General features: G+C 63.4%; 26 protein-coding genes. 20 read left to right on the top strand and 6 right to left on the bottom strand.

The features are described from left to right. Positions 1–161 precede the first annotated feature (161 nt). The 14 genes from ACZYHG_RS09890 (at position 162) to ACZYHG_RS09825 (ending at position 11,370) form a co-directional block, all read left to right on the top strand. Positions 162–992, top strand: coding sequence for a transporter substrate-binding domain-containing protein (locus ACZYHG_RS09890; protein WP_464614654.1), 831 nt, complete (start codon positions 162–164; stop codon positions 990–992). Between the two features lie 70 nt (positions 993–1,062). Next, the gene (locus tag ACZYHG_RS09885; RefSeq protein WP_464613633.1) at positions 1,063–1,728 is read left to right on the top strand and encodes an amino acid ABC transporter permease; all 666 of its coding nucleotides are present in this window, start codon (positions 1,063–1,065) and stop codon (positions 1,726–1,728) included. A gap of 1 nt (position 1,729) precedes the next feature. Continuing rightward, positions 1,730–2,380 (top strand): amino acid ABC transporter permease, encoded by a 651-nt coding sequence (locus tag ACZYHG_RS09880; protein WP_464613632.1) that lies wholly within the window; start codon positions 1,730–1,732, stop codon positions 2,378–2,380. Positions 2,381–2,384: 4 nt separating this feature from the next. Then, positions 2,385–3,179, top strand: coding sequence for an amino acid ABC transporter ATP-binding protein (locus ACZYHG_RS09875; RefSeq protein WP_464613631.1), 795 nt, complete (start codon positions 2,385–2,387; stop codon positions 3,177–3,179). 40 nt (positions 3,180–3,219) lie between these two features. Beyond that, positions 3,220–3,681 carry a RidA family protein gene (locus tag ACZYHG_RS09870; protein ID WP_284278181.1) on the top strand — a complete coding sequence of 154 codons (462 nt, stop codon included), beginning with the start codon at positions 3,220–3,222 and terminating at the stop codon, positions 3,679–3,681. A gap of 25 nt (positions 3,682–3,706) precedes the next feature. Next, a complete protein-coding gene (locus tag ACZYHG_RS09865; protein WP_464613630.1) occupies positions 3,707–4,912 on the top strand; it encodes an aminotransferase class V-fold PLP-dependent enzyme in 1,206 nt (401 codons plus the stop codon). A gap of 139 nt (positions 4,913–5,051) precedes the next feature. After that, on the top strand, positions 5,052–5,255 hold the full coding sequence (locus tag ACZYHG_RS09860; protein WP_464613629.1) for a hypothetical protein: 204 nt from the start codon (positions 5,052–5,054) through the stop codon (positions 5,253–5,255). Between the two features lie 37 nt (positions 5,256–5,292). Continuing rightward, positions 5,293–5,832 carry a sigma-70 family RNA polymerase sigma factor gene (locus ACZYHG_RS09855; protein ID WP_464613628.1) on the top strand — a complete coding sequence of 180 codons (540 nt, stop codon included), beginning with the start codon at positions 5,293–5,295 and terminating at the stop codon, positions 5,830–5,832. After that, the gene (locus tag ACZYHG_RS09850; protein WP_464613627.1) at positions 5,829–6,737 is read left to right on the top strand and encodes an anti-sigma factor family protein; all 909 of its coding nucleotides are present in this window, start codon (positions 5,829–5,831) and stop codon (positions 6,735–6,737) included. The genes ACZYHG_RS09855 and ACZYHG_RS09850 overlap by 4 nt, the downstream gene beginning before the upstream one ends. 187 nt (positions 6,738–6,924) lie before the next feature. Then, positions 6,925–7,914: a TIM barrel protein gene (locus ACZYHG_RS09845; protein ID WP_464613626.1), complete on the top strand. Its 990-nt coding sequence runs from the start codon at positions 6,925–6,927 to the stop codon at positions 7,912–7,914. Positions 7,915–7,929: 15 nt separating this feature from the next. Then, entirely contained in the window at positions 7,930–8,805 is an 876-nt protein-coding gene (locus ACZYHG_RS09840) for a MurR/RpiR family transcriptional regulator (protein ID WP_464613625.1), read from the top strand. Then, entirely contained in the window at positions 8,802–9,698 is an 897-nt protein-coding gene (locus ACZYHG_RS09835; RefSeq protein ID WP_464613624.1) for a ribokinase, read from the top strand. Before ACZYHG_RS09840 ends, ACZYHG_RS09835 begins: the two co-directional genes overlap by 4 nt. A gap of 101 nt (positions 9,699–9,799) precedes the next feature. Next, positions 9,800–10,297, top strand: a complete 498-nt coding sequence (gene purE, locus ACZYHG_RS09830; protein WP_464613623.1) for a 5-(carboxyamino)imidazole ribonucleotide mutase — start codon at positions 9,800–9,802, stop codon at positions 10,295–10,297. Continuing rightward, positions 10,294–11,370 carry a 5-(carboxyamino)imidazole ribonucleotide synthase gene (locus tag ACZYHG_RS09825; protein ID WP_464613622.1) on the top strand — a complete coding sequence of 359 codons (1,077 nt, stop codon included), beginning with the start codon at positions 10,294–10,296 and terminating at the stop codon, positions 11,368–11,370. Before purE ends, ACZYHG_RS09825 begins: the two co-directional genes overlap by 4 nt. Before the next feature lie 12 nt (positions 11,371–11,382). On the opposite strand, the gene ACZYHG_RS09820 is transcribed toward ACZYHG_RS09825, so the two are convergent. Continuing rightward, a complete protein-coding gene (locus ACZYHG_RS09820; protein WP_464613621.1) occupies positions 11,383–11,802 on the bottom strand; it encodes a lysozyme inhibitor LprI family protein in 420 nt (139 codons plus the stop codon). 231 nt (positions 11,803–12,033) lie between these two features. Here ACZYHG_RS09820 and ykgO point away from each other — a divergent pair, with 231 nt between their 5' ends. The 3 genes from ykgO (at position 12,034) to ACZYHG_RS09805 (ending at position 14,063) form a co-directional block, all read left to right on the top strand. Then, positions 12,034–12,159 (top strand): type B 50S ribosomal protein L36, encoded by a 126-nt coding sequence (gene ykgO, locus ACZYHG_RS09815; protein ID WP_006327841.1) that lies wholly within the window; start codon positions 12,034–12,036, stop codon positions 12,157–12,159. Between the two features lie 109 nt (positions 12,160–12,268). After that, positions 12,269–12,877, top strand: coding sequence for a tetratricopeptide repeat protein (locus ACZYHG_RS09810; protein ID WP_464613620.1), 609 nt, complete (start codon positions 12,269–12,271; stop codon positions 12,875–12,877). A gap of 118 nt (positions 12,878–12,995) precedes the next feature. Continuing rightward, the gene (locus ACZYHG_RS09805; protein WP_464613619.1) at positions 12,996–14,063 is read left to right on the top strand and encodes an alpha/beta fold hydrolase; all 1,068 of its coding nucleotides are present in this window, start codon (positions 12,996–12,998) and stop codon (positions 14,061–14,063) included. A gap of 38 nt (positions 14,064–14,101) precedes the next feature. Here the strand turns inward: ACZYHG_RS09805 and ACZYHG_RS09800 are convergent, their stop codons facing one another. From ACZYHG_RS09800 to ACZYHG_RS09785, 4 genes are all read right to left on the bottom strand, one after another. Continuing rightward, positions 14,102–14,830 (bottom strand): L,D-transpeptidase, encoded by a 729-nt coding sequence (locus tag ACZYHG_RS09800; protein ID WP_464613618.1) that lies wholly within the window; start codon positions 14,828–14,830, stop codon positions 14,102–14,104. Between the two features lie 207 nt (positions 14,831–15,037). After that, entirely contained in the window at positions 15,038–16,474 is a 1,437-nt protein-coding gene (pyk, locus tag ACZYHG_RS09795; RefSeq protein ID WP_464613617.1) for a pyruvate kinase, read from the bottom strand. After that, the gene (locus ACZYHG_RS09790) at positions 16,471–16,917 is read right to left on the bottom strand and encodes a DUF1036 domain-containing protein (RefSeq protein WP_245268852.1); all 447 of its coding nucleotides are present in this window, start codon (positions 16,915–16,917) and stop codon (positions 16,471–16,473) included. The genes pyk and ACZYHG_RS09790 overlap by 4 nt, the downstream gene beginning before the upstream one ends. 483 nt (positions 16,918–17,400) lie before the next feature. Beyond that, entirely contained in the window at positions 17,401–18,612 is a 1,212-nt protein-coding gene (locus ACZYHG_RS09785) for a geranylgeranyl reductase family protein (protein ID WP_464613616.1), read from the bottom strand. A gap of 216 nt (positions 18,613–18,828) precedes the next feature. On the opposite strand from ACZYHG_RS09785, the gene ACZYHG_RS09780 reads away from it, so the two are divergent. The 3 genes from ACZYHG_RS09780 to ACZYHG_RS09770 all read left to right on the top strand — a co-directional run bounded on the left by ACZYHG_RS09780 (position 18,829) and on the right by ACZYHG_RS09770 (position 21,531). Further along, the gene (locus tag ACZYHG_RS09780) at positions 18,829–19,626 is read left to right on the top strand and encodes an N-formylglutamate amidohydrolase (RefSeq protein WP_464613615.1); all 798 of its coding nucleotides are present in this window, start codon (positions 18,829–18,831) and stop codon (positions 19,624–19,626) included. Between the two features lie 11 nt (positions 19,627–19,637). Continuing rightward, positions 19,638–19,946 carry a DUF1244 domain-containing protein gene (locus ACZYHG_RS09775; RefSeq protein ID WP_464613614.1) on the top strand — a complete coding sequence of 103 codons (309 nt, stop codon included), beginning with the start codon at positions 19,638–19,640 and terminating at the stop codon, positions 19,944–19,946. Positions 19,947–20,355: 409 nt separating this feature from the next. Further along, positions 20,356–21,531: an MFS transporter gene (locus tag ACZYHG_RS09770; RefSeq protein ID WP_464613613.1), complete on the top strand. Its 1,176-nt coding sequence runs from the start codon at positions 20,356–20,358 to the stop codon at positions 21,529–21,531. Here the strand turns inward: ACZYHG_RS09770 and ACZYHG_RS09765 are convergent. Continuing rightward, entirely contained in the window at positions 21,495–22,403 is a 909-nt protein-coding gene (locus ACZYHG_RS09765; RefSeq protein WP_464613612.1) for a LysR family transcriptional regulator, read from the bottom strand. The two genes, ACZYHG_RS09770 and ACZYHG_RS09765, sit on opposite strands and share 37 nt — an antisense overlap. Positions 22,404–22,491 lie beyond the last annotated feature (88 nt).

The raw sequence follows: 22,491 nt of genomic DNA, 5'->3' as shown, positions 1-22,491 counted from the left end.
TGATGTTAATATCTGTCTTGTACAGGATACATGCGTCTCTTGTAAGAGACAATCGCTTTGAAATCCCCGACGTGTGTCTTGCCTGTGCATTGGGGAACACAACACGAAAGGAGGTCGCCGTGAACGACACATCCGGAAGACGTGATTTTCTGAAATTGGGAATGGCGGGACTGGCCACCGCCGGCGTGCTGGCAACCGTCGATGCCCAGAAGGCAGCCGCCCAGGCCGCGTCCGACAGCCTGCTGCGCACCGTGCTCGACCGCGGCAAGCTGATTGTCGGCACCGGCAGCACCAACGCGCCCTGGCATTTCGAGAACGATGCCGGCGAACTGGTCGGCATGGACATCACCATGGGACGCATCCTGGCCAAGGGCCTGTTCGACGATGCGACCAAGGTCGAGTTCGTCATGCAGGATCCGGCGCAGCGCATTCCCAACGTCACCACCAACAAGGTCGACATCACCATCCAGTTCATGACGATGACGGCGCAGCGCTCGCAGCTGATCAATTTCACCCGGCCCTACTATGTCGAAGGCGTTGCGCTGCTGACACTGCCCACCGCCGAGAACAAGACCTTCGACAAGCTGCTTGCCGGTGGCTCGGCGACGCGCATCTCCATCCTGCAGAATGTCGATGCCGAAAGCTCCGTCCACTACGCCTTGCCGCAGGCGCAGGTGCTGCAGATCGACACCCAGGCCAATGTGCTGCAGGCGCTGGAATCCAAGCGCGCCGACGCCGCCGCGGTCGATCTGTCCACCGTACGCTGGCTCGCCTCGCGCAATCCCGACAAATATTTCGATGCCGGCAAGAGCTGGTATTCGATGCTCTACGGCGCGGCATTGCGGCAAGGCGATCTCGACTGGCTGACCTTCGTCAACCAGACCTTCACCATCGCCATGTTCGGCCATGAATCGGCGCTCTACGACGCCGCCTTCAAGGATTATTTCGGCCAGGAGCCGCCGGCACGTCACCCGGGCTTTCCGGTGATCTAATCCCATTGCGGAAGGGCGGCATTCCCACCCTTCCGCTTCTCCTCGACGGCCTTCACACCGAGGCGGACGCATGGGCTATGCCCTCAATTTCAACCTGATCTGGCGGCATTTCGACAAGCTGTGGGGTGGGCTGCTGCTCAGCCTCGAGCTTGCCGTCATCTCGATCGCCATCGGCGTCGTCATCGGCCTGGTGCTCGCGGTCTGGTACGTTTCGGCCGGGCGCACGGTGCGGGCGATCATCGCCGCCTATGTCGAATTCATCCGCAACGTGCCGCTGATCCTGCTGGTTTATCTCGTCTTCTACGGCCTGCCGACCGTGGTCGATCTCGCCTACAGCGCGCCGACCTCGTTCGTGCTGACGCTATCGGTCTATAGCGGCGCCTATCTGGTCGAGGTGTTTCGATCAGGCCTCGAGGCCGTCCCGCGCGGCCAGCTCGATGCCGGCAAGGCAATCGGCCTGACGCCATGGCAAAGGCTCGTCCATGTGCGCCTGCCGACCATGCTGCGCATCACGCTGCCGGCGCTGTCCAACACCTTCATCTCGCTGTTCAAGGACACCTCGATCGCCTCGGTCATCTCGGTGCCGGAGCTCACCTTCGGTGCCCAGTGGATCAACTTCAACACCTTCCGCATCGTCGAGGTCTATCTGGTGACGACGGCGATGTATCTGGTGACCGGCTACATCCTGCTTTTCGGGCTCAGGCTCGTCGAGCGCCGGTTCAGGGCGGCACGCTGACATGCTGAGCCAGATCCTCTACGCCCTGCCCTTCCTCGCCAAAGGCTTCGCCCTGACCTTGTGGGTGTCGCTGCTGGTCGTCGTGCTTTCGCTCATCGCCGGCGTCACACTTGGCGTCGGCCTGGTCTATGGCCCTGCCCCGTTGCGCTGGGCGGTGCGCATCTTCTCCGACACCATCCGCGGCATTCCGATCCTGGTCTTGATGTTCTTCGTCTATTACGGCCTGCCCGCCATCGGCCTGCATCTGCCGTCCTTCTGGGCCGCCGTGCTGGCGCTGACCCTGTTCAAGACGGCGCAGGTCATCGAATATCTCAGGGGCGCGGTCGGATCGATTCCGAAGGGTCAATCCGAGGCCGCGATGGCGATCGGCCTGACCTTTCGCCAGCGCCTGACCTACGTCATTTTTCCCCAGGCCTTCCGGCGCTTCCTGCCACCCTGGATCAACGGCGTCACCGACGCGGTCAAGGGCAGCGCACTGGTCTCGCTGCTCGGCATCACCGATCTGATGCAGGCCATCAACCAGGTCATCGGCCGCACCTATGAGGCGATGCCGCTCTATATCCTCGGCGCGCTGATCTATTTCGCGGTCAACTACGCGCTCTCGCTCGCCAGCAGGCGGCTCGAGCGGCGTTTTTCTTTCATTCGGGAATAGCATTATGTCCGACGCCACAAATGCCAGTCCCGCGCTGCTCGACGTGCGCGACGTCTCCAAGGCCTTCGGCTCCGTCGAGGTGCTGCGTTCCGTCAGCCTTGAGGTGAAGCGCGGCGAGGTGGTCACCGTCATCGGACCCTCCGGCAGCGGCAAGACCACGCTGCTGCGCTGCGTCAACTTCCTCGAAAGCTATGATTCAGGCTCGATCCGCATCGACGGCAAGGAGGTCGGCTACCTCTCAGCCGGAACGCGCCAGCGCCGCAGCGAGCGCGACTTGGCCAGCATGCGCGCCGAGACCGGCATGGTGTTCCAGAGCTTCAACCTGTTTCCGCATCTGACGGCGGCCGGCAACATCATGCTGGGCTTGACCAAGGTGCGGGGCAAGAGCCCGGCCGAAGCGCGCCAGGCGGCCGAACACTGGCTCGGCCGTGTCGGCCTTGCCCACAAGGCCGACAGCCTGCCGGCGGAGCTTTCCGGCGGCCAGCAGCAGCGCGTCGGCATCGCGCGCGCCGTGGCGATGGAGCCAAAAATCCTGCTGCTCGACGAGATCACCTCGGCGCTCGACCCTGAACTGGTCGGCGAGGTGCTGGCCGTGGTGCGCAGCCTTGCCGAGGACGGCATGACCATGCTGATGGTGACGCACGAAATGGCCTTTGCCCGCGACGCTTCGAGCCGCATCGTCTTCATGGCCGATGGCGGCGTCAGCGCCGTCGGCCCACCCAAGGAGATCCTCGCGGCGGAGACCAGCAACGAGCGCCTGCGCACCTTCCTGGCGCGCTTCCGCGCCTCGCATTTCTGACATTTTGGACGGCTGACGCCGTCTCAAGGAGCCTGCTTCCATGACGCCTTACATCCGGCTCGCCGAACTCGGCCTGACGCTGCCCGAGCCGCCCACGCCCATCGCCAACTTCGTCACCCATGCCGAAAGTGGTCGACTGATCTTCCTGTCCGGCCAGGGCCCGTTGCGCGCCGACGGCACGCTTTGCACCGGCAAGGTCGGCGAGGACGTGACGGTCGAGCAAGCCTACGAGCATGCGCGGCTGACCGGGCTCAATCTGCTCGCCGTCATGCATGCCGCCGCCGGCGATCTCGGCCGCATCGTGCGCGTCGTCAAGCTGCTTGGTTTCGTCAACGCGACGCCGACCTTCAGCGACCACCCGAAAGTGGTCAATGGCTGTTCGGACCTGTTCGCCAACGTCTTCGACAAGATCGGCGGCCACGCCCGCTCGGCGATCGGCGTCGGCTCGCTGCCTGGTAACATCACTGTCGAAATCGAAGCGGTCGTCGAGATCGCCGCCTGACCTGCCACCCACGGGATCCGCTCACATGAAAACCACTTCCTCCGCCGGCTCCAACACCACCATCCGCGAACGCCTGGGCTTGCGGCCGATCATCAATGTCTCCGGCACCATGACCGCGCTCGGCGCATCGATCATCGTTCCCGAAGCGATCAGCGCCATGGCCGAAATGGCCTCGCAATGGGTGGAGATGGACGATCTGCAGCGTGCCGCGAGCACCGTCGTTGCGCGCCTCACCGGCGGCGAGGCTGGCTTCATCACCGCTTGCTGCGCCAGCGGCATCACCATGGCGATCGCCGGCGCGATGACCGGGACCAACCTGCTCGCCATCGAGCGTCTGCCTGACGACACCGGCGATCTCAAGTCGGAGGTCGTCATCCAGCTTGGCCATATCGTCAATTACGGCGCACCGATCGACCAGTCGGTCCGTGTCGCCGGCGCCAAGGTGGTGCCTGCCGGCACGGTCAGCGTGACACAGGACTATCATGTGCGCGAAGCCATCAACGACCGCACGGCGGCCGGCCTCTACGTCGTTGCCCACCACACGGTGCAGTATGGCATGCTGTCGCTGGAGGAATTCTGCGAGATCTGCCACGCCAAAGGCGTTCCGGTGATTGTTGACGCGGCGTCCGAATACGATCTGCGCGGCTTCCTGGCGCGCGGCGCCGATGTCGTCATCTACAGCGGCCACAAATTTCTGAGCGGGCCGACCAGCGGCATCGTCACCGGCCGCAAGGATCTGGTGCGATCAGCCTATCTGCAGAACCGCGGCGTGGCGCGGGCCATGAAGGTCGGCAAGGAGAGCATTGCCGGCACCATGGCGGCACTGGAAGCCTGGGAAAATCGCGACCATGACGGCATCCGCCGGCGCGAGGAAGCGGCGCTGAACCTCTGGAAAGATGCTCTGCAGGGACTGCCGGGCATCTTTGCCAAGATCATCCCGGACCCAACCGCCAATCCGCTCGACCGCCTGCAAATCTTTGTCTCGCCCGAGAGCCGGTTCACCGCCGCCGGGCTCACCTCGGCGCTGGCCGCGGGCTCGCCGCCGATCATCGTTCGCAACCACGAGATCGAGCGCGGCCACTTCTTCCTCGACCCCTGCAATCTTCATCCTGGCGAGGCGGAAATCGTCGCCGACCAGCTGCGCGCAATATTGACCGCGAAAGACCGCCCGGCCGATGCGATGAAGGCCCCGCGCAAGGATTCGTCGGGCGTGTTGCGCTGGCCGGATTGAGCCCCAAACCGACCAAAAATCCCGAAAAGCAACGGCTGATCACGCGACTGTGAACAGCGGATTAGCGTGCGGCGGGAATAAACCGGCACCCCACCAGGTCTTCTCGACATACGCCACTGCTGGCGTTGAGGAGATCGGCATGCCCCGTCATTGCGAGCACAGCGACCATGGCCGCGGCACCGGCCGTGACCATGCGCTGGCGCGTATGGTCATCATCCGTCTCTTCTCCGTGGCGCTTGACACTGGTGACGCAGATGAATTCACTTTCAGCGGGACAGGCGGCTTTGCCTGTTTCCGGGGGCTTTCCCCCTACGAGCAGGCCACGGTCGCCGTCGCATCTTGAGGCGGCACGGCCCGGAGTATCGGATCATGGTGCTGCTTTGAGCGAGAGGGCCTTGGCACAGCGCTTCAACGAGGTGGTGCTGCCGCATCTCGGCGACGCTATGGCGCTTGCCCGCTGGTTGACCGGCAATGCCGCCGACGCCGAGGATGTCGTGCAGGACGCCTGCATCAAGGCGCATGCCGGCATATCCGGCTATGCCGGCGGCAATCCGCGGGCCTGGCTGCTGACCATCGTGCGCAACACCTCCTACACCTGGATGGCGCGCAACCGGCCGCGCACAATGCTGGCCGTCGGCGACCTCGGCGATCTCGACGACATGGCGGCGGCGCACGGCACCAGCCTGCCCGACGAGGACGGTCCGGAGGCGAGCCTGATTGCCAGGTCCGATACGGCGGCACTCGAGGCAGCGATCGCTGCCCTGCCGCAGCCCTACCGCGAAACGCTGGTGCTGCGCGATATCAACGGCCTCAGCTATCGCGAAATATCGGCCATGCTCACCGTGCCGATCGGCACGGTCATGTCCAGGCTCGCCCGCGCCCGTGGCCTGCTTGCGGCTGAACTGGGGAGAGCGTCATGACGCACGACGACGGACTGCCCAACGATCCCGAAGGTATCAGACTGATGATCCATGCCCTTGTTGATGGTGAGCTTGACGCGGCGGCCGCACTCGCGGTCGAGCGTCGCATCGCCGCCGACCCCAGGCTTGCCGCCGAACATGCCCGCATAGTCGCCCTGCAAGGTGCCGTCAGCCGCTTGCCGCGCCCCGATGTCAGCGATGCCTTTCGGGCCCGCATCGCGGCAATCGGCATGGCCGGCACCGAACAGCCAGCGCCAGCCGAGGCGGCGGAGCCGCAGCGGGGCGCACCGTCGGCACTGCCGGGATTGATTTCGGTCGCTGGTGGTGGCCAAAGGCGGGACGCCGGGACGCGCCCTTCCCAAACGCGTGCACGGCCAAGGGCAGGCCGCTTCGGCTCGTTCGACTGGCGCGCCATGGCCGCGTCGATCATGATCAGCGCGGTGCTGGCCAGCGGGGCGACGCAATGGGTGATGCAGAGTGGCGTCGATGACGGCTTCGCGGCCGCGGTCGCCAGCGGCCATCGCCGCAGCCTGCTTGCAGCGAGCCCGATCGACATCGTCTCGTCCGACCGCCATACGGTGAAGCCGTGGCTCGATGCCCGCATCGGCGTCTCGCCGCCGGCGCCGGACCTTGTCCAGGACGGCTACGCGTTGATCGGCGGCCGGGTCGAGGTGATATCAGGCCGGCCGGTGCCGGCCTTGGTCTACCGCCATCGCGAGCACCTGATCACGCTGGTCGCCGAGCCGCAACAGGGCGGCAAGACCACCCAGCCCGACGACCTCTCATCCGGCGGCTTCTCGATGGTGCACTGGAGCGACGGCGCGTTTTCGTACTGGGCGATCTCCGACATGGAGCGGCCCGAGCTCGACGACTTCGTCGCCCGCTTCCGCAAGGCGGCGGTGTGAGGGCTGTCTTGCCCCGTTGTCGATCCTAACGCTCTCCGAGGCAGTCTCCGACCGGGAGACTGCCGGCGCACCGTACGCGCTCAGCCCGGCTGCAAGTCAGGCCACCGACCTTTCCCATTTTCCTCAAAAACAATAACTTTACAAATATTTGTATTTATGTGAAGTCATGGCGACTGAAGGATCGTCCATGACAACCCATCGTTTCGCCACGCGTCTCAATTCCTTTGCCTCCCGTCCGCAGACCGAATGGCCCGCCCTTACCGGCAAGCCATCGCTGATGCAGATGGCGGCGCGCGCCGCCAAGGTTGCGGGATTGACCGATCTGGATCTCAATTTCCCCGACCATGTCGGTGAAAAGCCTGCCGAAATTGCCCGCAAACTCGGCGATCTCGGCCTTTCCATCAATGGCTTCGCCATGCGCTACTATTCCAATCCGGCCTTCAAGCTCGGCGCCTTCACCAATCCCGATCCGGCGGTCCGCCGCGAGGCCATCGACATGACCAAGGCCGGCATCGACGCCGTGCGCGAGGCCGGCGCCAGCCTGATGACACTGTGGCTCGGCCAGGATGGCTTCGACTACGCCTTCCAGGCCGACTACGCGACGCTTTGGCAACACGAGATTGATGGAATCCGTGAAGTCTCAGCACACGACCCCGATTGCCAGGTCAGCCTTGAATACAAGCCCAACGAGCCACGGTCCTACAGCCTGATGCCGGACGCGGCGACGACGCTGCTGGCGATCCGCGATGTCGGCCTGCCCAATCTCGGCGTGACGCTCGACTTCGCCCATGTGCTTTATGCCGACGAGCAGCCGGCCTTCGCCGCGGCGCTTGTGGCGCGGCACAGCAAGCTGCTCGGCGTGCATCTCAATGACGGCTACGCCAAGCGCGATGACGGGTTGATGGTCGGCGCCGTGCATACGCTGCAGACCATCGAGCTGCTCAGGCAGATTCGCCGCGACGGCTATGCCGGCGCGATCTATTTCGACACGTTTCCCGACATGACCGGCCTCGACCCGGTGCACGAGTGCGAAGTCAACATCGCCACCGTCAAGCGCATGCTGCGCGTCGTCGACCGGATCGACAGCGACAACCGCCTGTCCGCCGCCATGGACAGCCAGGACGCTGTGACGTCGCAGGCCATCATCCAGGAAATCATGCTCGGGCCGATCGCGTGACGAGGGGGGGCGTGGATGACCTTGAGCGGGCTGGACCTGAAAGCGGTAGGACCGCGCATCCGGATGATGATGCCGCATCTCACCCCACTGGAGGCCAAGGTGGTGGAAACCGTCTTCGGCCGGCGCGACTTCGACGAGACCATTCCGCTGAAGCTGATCGCCGAGGAGGCTGGCGTGTCCGAAGCGATGGTGGTCAAGATCGCCAAGAAGCTCGGCTTCTCCGGCTATCGCGACTTCCGCACCGCCGTCTATGAATACAGCCGCCTGCCGACCGCCGAGATGCACCAGGAGCTGTCGTCCGACGACAGTTCGGCCGAGATCGTACAGAAAGTGTTCCGCACCTCGATCCAGGCGCTGGAGGAGACGCTCGCCATCCTCGATATCGAGGATTTCGACCGCGCCGCCGAGCTGCTCTTCCGGTCGAAGAACCGCGATTTCTACGGCGTTGGCGGTTCGGCGCAGATCGCCCGTGACGTCTCGCACAAATTCCTGCGCATCGGCATCCGCGCATCCGTCTATGACGATTCGCACATGATGCTGATGTCGGCTTCGCTGCTTGGCGCGGACGACATCGCCGTGGGCTTCTCGCATTCGGGCAACACGTCGGCCGTCATCGATGCCATCCAGCTGGCCCGCAAGAATGGCGCCCGCACCCTGGCGATCACCAATTACGACAATTCGCCGCTGGCCCAGATCGCCGACATCGTGCTGTGCTCGACCGCGCAGGGGTCGCCGCTGATGGGGGAGAATGCGGCGGCGCGCATCGCCCAGCTCAACATACTCGACGCGTTGTTCGTGGCGGTAGCGCAACGCGACTACCAGGCAGCGGAGCGCAATCTCGGCCGCACCATGTCGGCGGTGGCATCGAAACGAAAAGAACGGGGCTCATGACGACAACGCCGCTGGTCACCGTGTTCGGCAGCCTGCATTACGACATCATGGTCGACGCGCCGGACCGCCCGCGCAAGGGCGAGACGGTGACCGGCCATGCCTGGCACCCGAAATGCGGCGGCAAGGGCGGCAACCAGGCGGTGTCGGCGGCGCGCGCCGGGGTGCGCGCGGCGATGATCGGAGCGATCGGCGACGACGATTTCGGGCGAGCACTGCTGGCCAATCTCGACCATGCCAAAGTCGACCGCCGCTTCGTGCGGGTGGCGCCCGGCGCGGGCTCCGGAATGAGCGTCGCGATCTTCGACGCCGGCGGCGACTATGGTGCGGTAATCGTCTCGGGCAGCAATTTGACCCTCGGTGAAGCCGACATTGCTTCCTCCGCTGAATTGGTGGCCCAAACAGCGGTGCTGCTTCTGCAGAACGAAGTGCCGGAAGCCGCCAACATCGCCGCCGCGCGTGCGGTGAAGGCAAAAGGGGGTCGCGTGCTTCTCAACGCAGCACCGGCGCGCGCGCTGTCCGGTGAATTGACCACACTGGTCGATATCCTCGTGGTCAATGCCATCGAAGCGGAATTCCTGGCCGGCATGGCGGTGGTCGAGACGCTGGACGGCGCCGCGCAAGCTGCGAGACAGTTGGTCGATATCTACCCGGTTGCGATCGTCACGGCGGGCGGCGAGGGTGTCGCCTGCTGCGCGCGGACCGGCGAAGCCTTTGCGTTGCCGGCCATCCCGGTCAAGGTCGCCAGCACGCATGGCGCGGGCGATGAATTCGTTGGCGCGCTGGCCGCGGGTCTTGCCCGCGGAGAGGACGTCCAGGCAGCCCTCACCGCTGCCAATGCTGCTTCGGCCCTGCTGGTCTCTATACCCGAGGCCGAGCGAAACCGCATCCGATAGCCCCGTTTTTCTGGCCCGCCAGACATCGGCCATCGTCGCATATCCTTGCCGTCGCGGCCGAATTCCGCTAAGGCGCGCCTTTGTCGCCGGGGAGCATTAGCTTGAACGATCAACGCGCCGACGTCGCCATTATCATGGGCAGCCAATCCGACTGGGTGACGATGCGCCAGGCGGCCGAAACCCTTGAGGCGCTGGGCATCCCGCACAAACGGCTGATCATATCCGCGCATCGCACGCCCGACCGGCTCTATGATTTCGCCAAGGGTGCTAAGGCCGCCGGCTACAAGGTCATTATTGCCGGCGCCGGAGGTGCAGCGCACCTGCCCGGCATGACGGCGGCGATGACGCCGCTGCCGGTGTTCGGCGTGCCGGTGGAATCGAAGGCCCTGTCGGGGCAGGATTCGCTGCTCTCCATCGTCCAGATGCCGGCCGGCATTCCCGTGGGAACTCTTGCCATCGGCAAGGCAGGTGCCGCCAACGCCGCCCTGCTGGCCGCCGCCGTGCTGGCTCTCTATGACGACAAGCTTGCCCAACGCCTCGATGCCTGGCGCGCCGCGCAGACCGCCAAGGTCGCCGCTGAACCGACGGACACGCCGTGAGCCTGCCCGCCGGATCGACCATCGGCATTATTGGCGGCGGCCAGCTTGGCCGCATGCTGGCAATGGCCGCCGCGCGCCTCGGCTACCGCACCGTAGTGCTGGAACCACAGCCGGATTGCCCGGCCGCACAGGTGGCTAACCGCCAGATCGTAGCTGCGTATGACGATCCGGCCGCCCTTGCCGAACTGGCCACAGTAAGCGCGGTCGTCACCTACGAATTCGAGAACGTGCCGGTCGCAGCGGCGGAAGCGCTTGCCGCCAAGGTCCCGGTCTATCCGCCGGCGCGAGCGCTCGACGTGGCGCAGGACCGGGTCGGCGAAAAAAGATTCCTCAATGGCATCGGCATCGCCACCGCCGATTTCCGTGCGGTTGACACGGACGACGAGTTGACGGCCGCGCTGAAAGCATTCGGCGGCAGCGGCATCCTGAAGACGCGGCGCATGGGCTATGACGGCAAGGGCCAACGTGTCTTCCGCAACATGGAAGCCGGCGGCTTTGCCGGCACCTGCGAGGCGATGGGCAATGTGCCGCTGATCCTGGAAAGCTTTGTGCCGTTCGAGCGCGAAATTTCCGTGATCGCCGCGCGTGGGCTGGACGGCGCGGTCACTGCCTACGATCCGGCCGAGAATGTCCACCGCAACGGCATTCTCCACACCTCGACCCTGCCGGCCGGTGTAAAATTCGACACCGCTGAGGCGGCGCGTGTGGCGGCAGCAAAAATCCTGTCGGCGCTCGACTATGTCGGCGTCATCGGTGTCGAGTTCTTCGTGCTTTCAGACGGTTCACTGCTGGCCAACGAGATTGCGCCGCGCGTCCACAATTCCGGCCATTGGACCGAGGCCGCCTGCACCATCTCGCAATTCGAACAGCATATTCGAGCCGTTGCCGGCCTGCCGCTCGGCAGCCCGGGCCGCCATTCCGACTGCGTGATGGAGAACCTGATCGGCGACGATGTGCTCCGCGTCCCGGCCCTGCTCGCCGAGCCCGACCTGATGCTGCATCTCTACGGCAAGGCGGAGGCGCGGCCCGGCCGCAAGATGGGGCACTTCACCCGCATCAGCCGCCGACCTTAGCCCGAAAAGGCCCTATTGCACCTCGTCGCTATCCTGGTCGGGACTGGCGCAGCTCGCATCGCCTTCCTCACAATTGGCTGACGCGGCGAGCTGCTTGATGCGCTCATTGGTCAGCCTGGTCAGGCACTGCGAAACCTCCATCGCATGGATGGACCCGCCTGCGCTGGCGGCGGTGGTATGCGCGCATTCGGCATCGCGGAAACTGATCCAGGCACGCTGCGCGGCCTGCAGCAATCTCTTGTCATCGGCGTCGTCGGAACTGATCAGGTTCTGATAGGCCGCGTTGAGCCTGGCGTCGGCGGCCTGGTAGTCCTCGCCCGCACAGATATTCATCATCTGCTGGCTGTCGTCGGAGCGGTCGCATTCCTGCGCGCGAGCAACCGATGCTCCCGCCAGCAAGACGAGGCAGGCAGACAGCAACATCCGACGCATGATCATCCCCAAATCACTTGAACCCAAGGCATCATCCCAGCCCCACCGGGACCGCGCAATGCCGAGGGAGCCGACATGGCCGATATTTGATGATATCAGGACGTGGAGCATGCTTGCGGTTGACACGGGCAAGGCTCCTCGTTTATGAGCCACCCACCGTTGAAAAGGCGCGTCTTTTGGCGCGCCTTAAAATTTCGACCCGGAACCGGGTCCACACCGACAGGCAAGACCATGAAGATCAAGAATTCGCTCAAGGCGCTGAAGGCGCGTCACCGCGACAACCAGCTGGTTCGCCGCAAGGGCCGCGTTTACATCATCAACAAGACCGCCCCGCGCTACAAGGCGCGCCAGGGTTGAGCTTTCGGCCGGAGGCTTTTTGCCTCCGCCCATTGATGATTGTCGGCCTGCCGACCTTCTCACGCTAAAATCACTTTGCTGTTCCGCCGCCCGGGGCTAGGATCGGGCGATGCGGATTATTTTTGCATTTTTGATAGCTTTCCCTGTTTCCGGCGCCATTGGCATGCCGGCCTGGGCCGCGGATGACCAGCCGGCTCAGCCGACGGCACCTGAAGCTCCAGCGCCGCCGATCACCAAACAGGCCCGGCTCGACAAGCTGTTCTCCGACCTCAAGCGCGAACGCAACGAAAAGGCCGCCGAACGCATTGCCGGCAACATCTGGAGCGAATGGTTCCAGTCCGGCAGCGCCTCGATCGACCTGATGATGCTGTGGTCACAAAAGGCGATGGACAATCAGAAGTTCGACGTCGCGCTCGATTTCCTCGACCAGGTCGTGACCTTGCAGCCGGGCTACGCCGAGGGCTGGAACCGTCGTGCCACCGTGCATTTCATGATGAAGAACTACGGTAAGTCGATGTCCGACATCGACCGCACGCTGCAGCTCGAGCCGCGCCATTTCGGTGCGCTGTCGGGTCTGGCGCAGATCATGGCGCTGACCGGCCACAAGCAATCGGCGCTCGAAGCATGGCAGAAGGTGCTGGCCATCTACCCGATGATGCGCAGCGCCCAGGACCAGGTCGCCACGCTGTCGGAAGAGCTTGCCGGCGAAGGCATTTGAGACCCTGAAGTGAGTAAGGGAATAGGGCAGTAAGGCAGTAGGGGAAGATTCCACTGCGAAACATACCTACTGCCCTACTGCCCAGAACTTATCCCCCTCCACCCCCGTATATCCCCGCATGAACCTGATCTACGCCGTCCTCGCCTTCCTTTTCGCACTTGTCTTCACCCTCGTCGGCGTCACCCGCGTTGGCTCGTGGCTGATCGAGCGCCGCAATCCGCCGATCGGTGAATTCGCCGATATCAACGGCGCCCGCATCCACTATGTCCACATTCCCGCCCCCGCCAATGCGGACCTGCCGCCGATCGTCTTCATCCATGGCGCCAGCGCCAACCTCAAGGACCAGATGCTGCCGCTTCGACCGCTGCTCGAAGGCCGCGCCGAAATGCTGTTTTTCGACCGGCCGGGCTTTGGCTGGTCCGGGCGCGGGCCCGGCAACAACGAGGATCCGTCGGCGCAGGCCAACACCATCGCCGCCTTGATGGACCGTCTCGGCATCAGGAAGGCAATCATCGTCGGTCATTCCTTCGGCGGCGTGGTGACGGCGGCTTTCGGCCGCGAGCATGCCGACAGGACGCTCGGCCTTGTCTTCCTGTCGCCGGCGACGCATTCCTGGCCGGGCGGTGCGACCTCATGGTACTACGACGTGACCACAATCCCGGTGATCGGCCGGCTGTTTTCAGAGACACTGACCTATCCCGCCGGAACATTGCAGATGACGGATGCCACGACCTGCGTGTTCTCGCCCAACAAGGTTCCGGACAATTATCTCAGCATCGCCTCGATCCCGCTGGTGCTTCGGCCAGCGGCCTTTCGCGCCAACGCCACCGATGTCGCCGGCCTCTACAGCTACGCGATCGGCGCGGCACCGCACTACAGCGAGATCACGGCGCCGACCGTGGTCATTTCAGGCGACCGCGACAAGGTCGTCTACGCGCACATTCATTCCGTCGGCCTGGTGCGCGACATAGCGGGCGCCCAACTCGTCTGGGTGCACAATCTCGGCCACAAGCCGGACTGGATCGCCCCGGACCTTGTCGTTGGCGCCATCGGGAAGGTTGCCGGCAAGAACATCGACCTGGAGGCGATGGCCAGGACGGTGGGAGAACGGATCGCCGGCGACACCTATGGTGCGGGCAAGTGCGCTGACATCAAGGTGCCAGGCGCCGAACTCGCGCCGACCTGAGTCCGACCGATAGCCGCCCGGCCGGACGCAGCGCTGGGTTAAATGACCAGCAGCGGTGTCTTGCCGGGAACGCGGTCGTAGAGGTCCATGACGTCCTGGTTGAACATGCGCACGCATCCTGACGAGGCGGATTTGCCGATGGACTTCCAGTCCGGCGATCCATGGATGCGGTAGAGCGTGTCGACGCCATCCTTGAAGATGTAGAGCGCGCGCGACCCGAGCGGATTGCTGATGCCGGGCTGCATGCCCTGGCGCCATTTTTCCAGCTTTGGGTCCCTGCGGATCATTGCAGAAGGTGGCGTCCAGGTCGGCCATTTGCGTTTCCACTGGACAATCGCGCGGCCCTTCCAGGAATAGCCCTGGCGCCCCAGCCCGACGCCATAACGCATGGCCTGGCCGCCCTCGAGCACGAGGTAGAGATATTTGTCGGTCGTGTTGACCACGATGGTGCCTGGCTTTTCGCCTGTCGGATCGTCAACGATCTGCCGCAGGAACCGCCCGTCGACCTTGCTGAACGGGATCGCCGGCAGCGCATGGCCGCCGTCCTCGACCGCACTGTACATGCTCGCATAATCGGGGGACGCCGGGGTTTCAGGCGCGGCATCTTCCATCGGTGCCTTTTCCGGAGCCGGCTCGGGCAGCGGCGGATTGAGAGAAGCGGCCATGCCAATCGACTGTCCGGGCATTTGGGCACAGGCCGAAATCGCCGAAACGCCAACAAGCGACAGCCCGGTCAAAAGCGACCGGCGCGAAACAACAAATGACATTCAATATACTTTCAAACGATGGGAATTGCCGACAGGAAGGGCGGCGACGATCGATGCCGTCTCGCGCCCCGTGTCTTGTAGAGGCAATCAGGGCGACCCTGTGTCGAGACAAAGGCCGGGATCATTGTCCGGGCCTTTGTTGCATTGTGGCCACAGCAGGCCCCGCACGAAAACCGCGCGACGCGCTTCAGTCAGGAAATCAACAGCTTACCGGCTGCCCTGCGCTTCCGACCCGACATAGGCGATGCGCAGCATGTTGGTCGAGCCGGGCGTCCTCAGCGGCACACCGGCCGTGATGATGACGCGGTCGCCCGGCTTGCCGAACTCTTCTTCCAGCGCGATGCGGCAGGCGCGATTGACCATGTCGTCGAGATCGGTTGCATCGGGCGAGACCACGCAATGCGTGCCCCACAGCAGCGACAGCCGCCGCGCCGTGTTGAGGATCGGCGACAGCGCAATGATTGGCACCTGCGGCCGTTCGCGCGCGGCCCGCAGCCCGGTGGTGCCGGACGCCGTGTAGGTGATGATCGCCGCCAGTTTCAGCGTCTCGGCGATCTCGCGGGCGGCCAGTGAAATGGCGTCGGCGCCGGTTGCTTCCGGCTCGGAGCGCTGCGCGTTGATGATGCCGGCATAGGTCGGGTCGGTCTCGACCTTGGTGGCAATGCGGTTCATCATAGCCACCGCTTCGACGGGATAGGCACCCGCCGCCGATTCGGCCGACAGCATGATGGCGTCGGCGCCTTCGAAGACGGCAATCGAGACGTCGGAGACTTCGGCGCGGGTCGGCACCGGTGCGGTGATCATCGATTCCAGCATCTGCGTGGCGACCACCACCGGCTTGCCGGCGCGGCGCGCGGCGCGCGTGATCTGCTTCTGTATGCCGGGCACGGCCTCGAGCGGCATCTCGACACCGAGATCGCCACGGGCGACCATCAGCGCGTCGGACAGTTCGATGATCTCGGCCAGCCGGGCGACGGCCTGCGGCTTTTCGATCTTGGCCATGATCAGCGCCCGGCCGCGCGCGATCTTGCGCGCTTCGGCCAGATCTTCCGGCCGCTGCACGAAGGACAGCGCCACCCAGTCGACGCCGGTGGCAAGCACCGCGTCGAGGTCCTTGCGGTCCTTCTCGGTCAGCGCACCGACCGGCAGGTCGGTATCGGGCAGGCTGACGCCCTTCTTGTCGGAAATCGTGGTGCCGGCAACGACGATGCAGGTGATCGACTTGCCGTCGCTCTTGATCGCTTTCAACTCAAGCTTGCCGTCGTCGATCAAAAGCCGGTGGCCGGGCTCGACAGAGCTCAGGATTTCCGGATGCGGCAGATAGACCCTGGTCGAGGTTCCTGGCTCGGGATTGTCGTCGAGTGTGAAGGTCTGGCCTGATGTCAGCACTTCCTTGCCATTGGCGAACTTGCCGACGCGCAGCTTGGGGCCTTGCAGGTCGGCAAGGATGCCTATCGGGCGGCCGACCTTTTCCTCGACAGCGCGGATGCGGCCGACCAGCGTGCGCATCAGCTCATGGTCGGTATGGCTCATATTGATGCGGAACACGTCGGCGCCCGCTTCGAACAATTTCTTCAGCATCTCCTCGGACGAGGAGGCCGGACCGATTGTGGCTAGGATTTTGACCTTGCGGCTGCGTCTCATTGACTGTTGGTTCCCGGGGCGGCTGGAGCGCCTCCCGTTGCGGGCTCATCGGTCAGCTGGACCATCCAGCTTGCCTGTTCGCCCGTGTCATATTCCTGAAATCCGGCGCGCTGGAAACCCCGGGCTACGCAGTCGTTTACGCCGGCGATCTTGAACTCTTTTTCAGCCACGCACATGTTGATCGGGCCGTCCCAGCGTCCACCGCGCTCAGCGTCTTCTGCATAAAGATAGTAAAACCTTGATGACAGCGGCCCTTCGATCAACGTCTTGCAGCTCGATCCTTCGATGTGCCACCAGCCTTCGGTGATCCAGCCGGCCTTGGCGCGATAGCCGATGCCGACGCCAACCAGGTTCTGCGTGGCGTTGCACACGCGGAAATCGGCGCGCGCCGGCGAGGCCATGACCATCGCCGAGAAGCCCACGGTCAGGATCAGGAGCGGCATGGCAAAGGCGGAGCGCATGCGCTGCCTGCCGGCGGAACCCATTCCGAAACCCCTCAAGAACCACATCAACATCTCTCTGCGCCCCTTTTCGGAAAAGTCCGGGCGCATGTCAACGCGCCGTTTTGTACAATTCCAATCGATTTAAGAAGGCTCCGGCGCACAATTCGCCGACTTCTGCCAGATTTCCCGGGAAACCTTGGCCAAACAACGGCATTGCGCAAGCGTGGTCTTCGTAGAATGACGATAGCACCCTCCCCGGAAGCCAGCGAACAGACCATTTCCCGCCAACAGCCCGATCCACAGTTTTTGCGCCCTTCGACATTGTCAGGGGCGGCCGTAAGCGAGGCGCTTTCGGCCGATCATGCCGGCCGCGGCCTGCCCGACGCCTCGGCCTGCCGGCAGCGGACTTCGGCAGCCACATATTGCAGCACCCCTTGCTATCGCCGAAACCAGGTCGCGAACATTCAACTCCATCACATCGGCTCATCTGCCAATTCGCAGCATGCCAAGGAATTTTCGTGACGAGTAGATCAAAGCCTTGCGAGCAGCCTTCGTGACTTGGCGCAGAAAAAGGCCATACAAAGCGTTGTAGCCATGCTTCCCTGCCAAGATATCCAGATATCCGTTCTGCAGAGTGCTTGCATCGGCAAAGGCCCAGGCGAATGGCTTATGGACAAGCTTCGGAAAGATAAACCGCCTCAAAATGTTGGCCTGCCGCAGGCTGGCGGAGATTTTCGAGTATTCGCCACCGTATTCCTGCAGCGCGGATGATCCGACGCCTTTCTCATTGCAGGAAAGAACCGCGTTGGCCGCCGCGGCCCCCGTCTCCATCGCGTAAGCGATTCCTTCGCCTGTTATTGGATCGACGACCCCGGCAGCGTCGCCGCAGAGGAGAATATTGCCTCTTCCAGGCGTCCTTCGGAAATCCCCAAAGGGAATATACTGGCCTTTTACCCTGTAGTCGGCGATCGCGAGATTCTTGTATGATAGATACGTCTCAAGGCTTTGTTTGAGGTCGGGGTTGAACCGGTGAATGCCCCCAACGCCAATCGTGAACGTATCGTGTTTCGGGAATATCCAGCCGTACCCCCAGTGAGCGGCGCCGAAATCGATCTCCACGCGATCCAAGGCATCGGGCATATCTGATCGTGGAACCTCCACCTCAAGGCCAAATCCGATCGTCTCGGGATCGAAGGCGGCACCGAAAAGGGCCTTGGCGATTTGGCTGTTGACGCCATCGGCCCCAATCAGAAACCTGAAGGCCAAGGATTCTCCGGTTTTGAGTTGCAGCATGTTGTTTTGGAGGTCGACGTTGACGATCTCAGCGTTGAGCCTCAGATCAACAGAGGCCTCCCTGGCGATCTCCAGGAGGTAGTTGTCGAACTTCTTGCGCATTGTGAAATAGAGCGTGGAATAACCATTGTTGTCCGCCAGGAGTCTATTGTTGAAATAGAAGCGCAAGCGATCCGAAGAGACGAACAATTTTTCATCCCAGGGTCGTCGAAATACGGCCTCGAACACCCCTTTGCTACGGCCGCTGACGAGCCCCCCGCACAACTTGTCCCGAGGAAACGCAGTTTTGTCGATGAGGCACGTTCGCAATCCTTGAGATGCCGCGGTGAACGCGGCCGCGCTGCCGGCTGGCCCGCCACCGACGACGATGAGATCGAACTGGGTCTGTGAGTCCGGCTTCATAGCTGGGCCGAGATCCTTTGGGAAACGCGTGAAACACGCCATATTGGACGCAACGAATGGCAGCAATCCTTTCGAAGCCGTCCCGGATGATCGGATCAATCGTACGGTTATCGTGTGCTGTAAATGATCGCTGACAATTCAAGGGGTTGTAAGAAATCCATCCTCGTCACAGTATGACGATAGTCCCGAAAGCCAGCGAACAGACCATTCCCGCCAATGACCCGATCCACAGTTTTCGCGCCTTTCGACATTGTCGAGGGCGACCGCAAGCGAGGCATCGTGCTTTTGGCCGATCATGCACGCCGCGAGCTGCCGGATGACTATGGCACCCTCGGCATGCCCGCAGCGGAGTTCGACCGCCACATCGCCTACGACATTGGCGTCGAAGCGGTGACGCGCGAACTGGCCGCCCTGCTCGGCGTGCCGGCGGTGCTCGCCAATTTTTCGCGGCTGCTGATTGATCCCAATCGCGGCGAGGACGACCCGACGCTCATTCGCCAGCTCTATGATGGCACCGTCGTGCCGGGAAACTATCCGATGGCGCACGAGGAGCGCGAAAGGCGGCTCGACACCTTCTACCGTCCCTACCACGACGCGGTCGGCGCCATGATTGCTTCGGTCGCGCAGGCTTCCGGACAGGCGCCCTTCATTTTCTCGGTGCATTCCTTCACGCCGGTCATGCAGGGCATCAAGCGCCCCTGGCATGTCGGCATATTATGGGACCTTGACGACCGGGTGGCACGGCCGCTGATCGATATGTTGGCTGAAGACAAGAACCTCCTCGTCGGCGACAACGAACCCTATGATGGCGCGCTGCGTGGCGACACCATGTTCAAGCATGCGATCGTCAATGGCTACGCCCACACATTGATCGAGATCCGCCAGGACCTGATATCAGACCAGAAGGGCGCGATCGCCTGGGCCGAGCGCCTGGCACCGATCGTTGACGCGATCGACCGCCGTCCCGATATACATGTCGTGAAGATGTTCGGCTCGCGCACCGGGCCGGTGTGAGGATCAGGAAAATGACCGAACCCAGCGACGAACAGAAACGCGATTTCGAGGCTGCCGCCTTTCGCCGCCTGGTCGAGCACCTCAGAGAACGCAACGACGTGCAGAACATCGACCTGATGAATCTCGCCGGCTTCTGCCGCAACTGCCTGTCGAACTGGTACCGCGAGGCGGCCAACGCCGAGGGCGTCGATCTCGGCAAGGACCAGTCGCGCGAGATCGTCTACGGCATGCCTTACGCCGAATGGCAGGCACTCAACCAGACCGAAGCATCGGATGCCAAGAAAGCGGAGTTCGAGGCCAGGCGGCCGAAGGATCATTAGCGAGCCTGATACTGATACGGTGAACGTCCACGGTTCCTGCAATGGGCGAGGCTCTCCGACTTCGTCATCCTAGGGTGGAGCAGTCGCGAAGCGACGTCGCGGAAACCCTAGGATCCATGCCGCGACGGCCGCCAAGGAACACAGCGGCTCAGAATGAAGGTCGCACTCACCAGAGCTGGTTCTGCACCGTAGCATCGCACGGAAGTCGCGGCATGGATCCTCGGGTCTGCGCCGCGTCGCTGCGCTCCTTGCTCCGCCCGTGGATGACGAAGGGAGAGGCTAAGTCTGCCGTAAATGGTATCGGTCCCGTTTCGGCCTTTGGTCCAAGCATTCCCTGCGGCCGGTTCTTGACTACAAATTGAATCGATCTAATTTGCCGCGCTGAGCCATTTTCTGACCGGATTCGCCTATGAACGCGCCAGACGTTATGCAGACTGCCGTTCGCGGGCGATGGGCCGTGGCCGCCATTTTCCTTGCCAATGGCTTTCTGACCGGCAGCTGGGCGCCGCAGATCCCGGTCTTCCTGACCCGGCTCGACATCACCAAATTCACACTTGGCCTGCTGATCCTCTTGTTCGGCGTCGGCGCCGTCGCCGCGATGAGCTGGTGCGGCCATTTGATCTCCAGGCATGGCTCGCGCACCGTGCTGCGCTGGTTCGCTCTTTGCGGCAGCCTTGGCCTGCTGGTCGTGGCGCTGGCGCCCAATGTACCGCTGGCGGCGATCGCCATGATCATTTTCGGCGGCTCGATCGGCGGCATGGATGTCGCCATGAACGCCAATGCGGTGGTGGTGGAACGAAAATTGTCGCGCGCGATCATGTCCTCCTCGCACGGCTTCTGGAGTCTTGGCGGTTTCGCCGGCGGCGGCCTCGGCGGCTTTGCCATCCAGCACTATGGCCATCTCGCCCACGCCGCGGTGGTGACGGTGCTTGCCTTCGCGGTGATCGCGTTTGCCGTCGGCCATCTGGTCGCCGAGAACAAGCCGCAGGCGACCGAGCATCATAAATTCGCCTTGCCGGCAAACCCGCTGGTCTACCTGATCGGGCTGATGGCGCTGCTGACGATGATCTCCGAAGGCGCGGTACTCGATTGGGCGGCACTGTATCTCAGGCAGGAGCTCGGCGCCGACCTTGCCGTTGCCGGCCTTGCCTACGCCGCCTTTTCGGGTGTCATGGCGATCATGCGCTTCTTCGGCGACGGCGTGCGCAACCGTTTTGGCGCGGTGACGACACTGCGTGGTTCGGCTGTCGTCGCCGCCGCCGGCATGCTGATCGCCGGGCTGTCGCCCTCGCCCTGGATCGCCATATCAGCCTTTGCGCTGTGCGGCTTCGGCATCGCCAACATGGTGCCGATCATCTTTTCGGCCGGCGGCAACCAGGAAAGCATGTCGTCGGGAACCGGCATGAGCGTCGTCACCACCATGGGCTATTCCGGCATTCTGGTGGCGCCGTCGGCGATCGGCTTCGTCGCCGAGCATTCGAGCTTCGGCCCGATCTTCATCGCCATGTCGGTGCTGCTGATTGTCGTCTTGTTGATGGCGGGCCTTGCTCACCGCGCCGAATTCGCACCCGCACCCGCCGAATAGCGTTTCAGCTCCTCGTGGAGAAAGTCAGCCACGCGGCGGATGCGCACGCTGCTGCGCACGTCGCGATGCATGGCGAGCCACACCGGCAGGACAGGCAGTGGCAGGCCGGGCAATACCTTCTCCACCAGCGGATCGCGATCGGCAAGCGGCTCCTGGCCAAGACCAATGCCGTTTCCGGCCCGCACCGCTTCCCATAAAACGATCTGGTTGTCGGCCCTGAAGCGGAAACTACCACGGGTGACCGGAATGCCATGCTGATTGAAGCCTCGGATTATGTCGTCGCCGCGGTCGAAACCTATCAGCGCATGGTCGACGAGGTCGACAGGCCCCAGCGGACGGCCGCGCCGATCGAGGTAGGATGTTGCCGCGCAGGCGCACAGCGCGATATCGCAGACCTTGCGCGCCACCAACTCGTTCTGCGCCGGCTTGACCATGCGGATGGCGATGTCGGCGTCCCTGCGCAGCAGGTTCTCAACCTGGTTCGAGGCAACGATCTCAACCTCGATGCCGGGTTCCTCAATGCCGAGCCTCGCCATCATGTCGGGCAGCACATAGGCAGCCACCACCTCGCTGGCGGCAATGCGCACCGTGCCTTCGATGGCCTCGACCGAGCCCAGCGCCAGCCGTGAAAAGGCACTCGCCTGCTCGCTGACTGTCTTGCCACGCTCGAACAGCGTGGCACCGGCTTCCGTCAGCGCATAGCCGCTTCGCCCACGCCGGAACAGCGTGACACCGAGCGCTTGCTCCAGTTCGCCGATGTGGCGGCCGAGCGTCGGCTGGCTGGCCGACAGTTTGCGCGCCGCCGCCGACAGGCTGCCGGTCTCCGCGACCGTGACGAAGCTCTTGATGAGGTTCCAGTCGATATCTTCCATTCATCTTTGAATATCAAAACTCCAGGCATAGTCAATTTCTATTCGTAGGTGATGCGGCCATATTCGACCTGCAAACAACGACCCAACA

It is taken from the genome of Mesorhizobium subarcticum, assembly GCF_055456085.1.
Note: the sequence above shows the minus strand (reverse complement) of the source record. Positions and strands in the feature narration are given on the sequence as shown.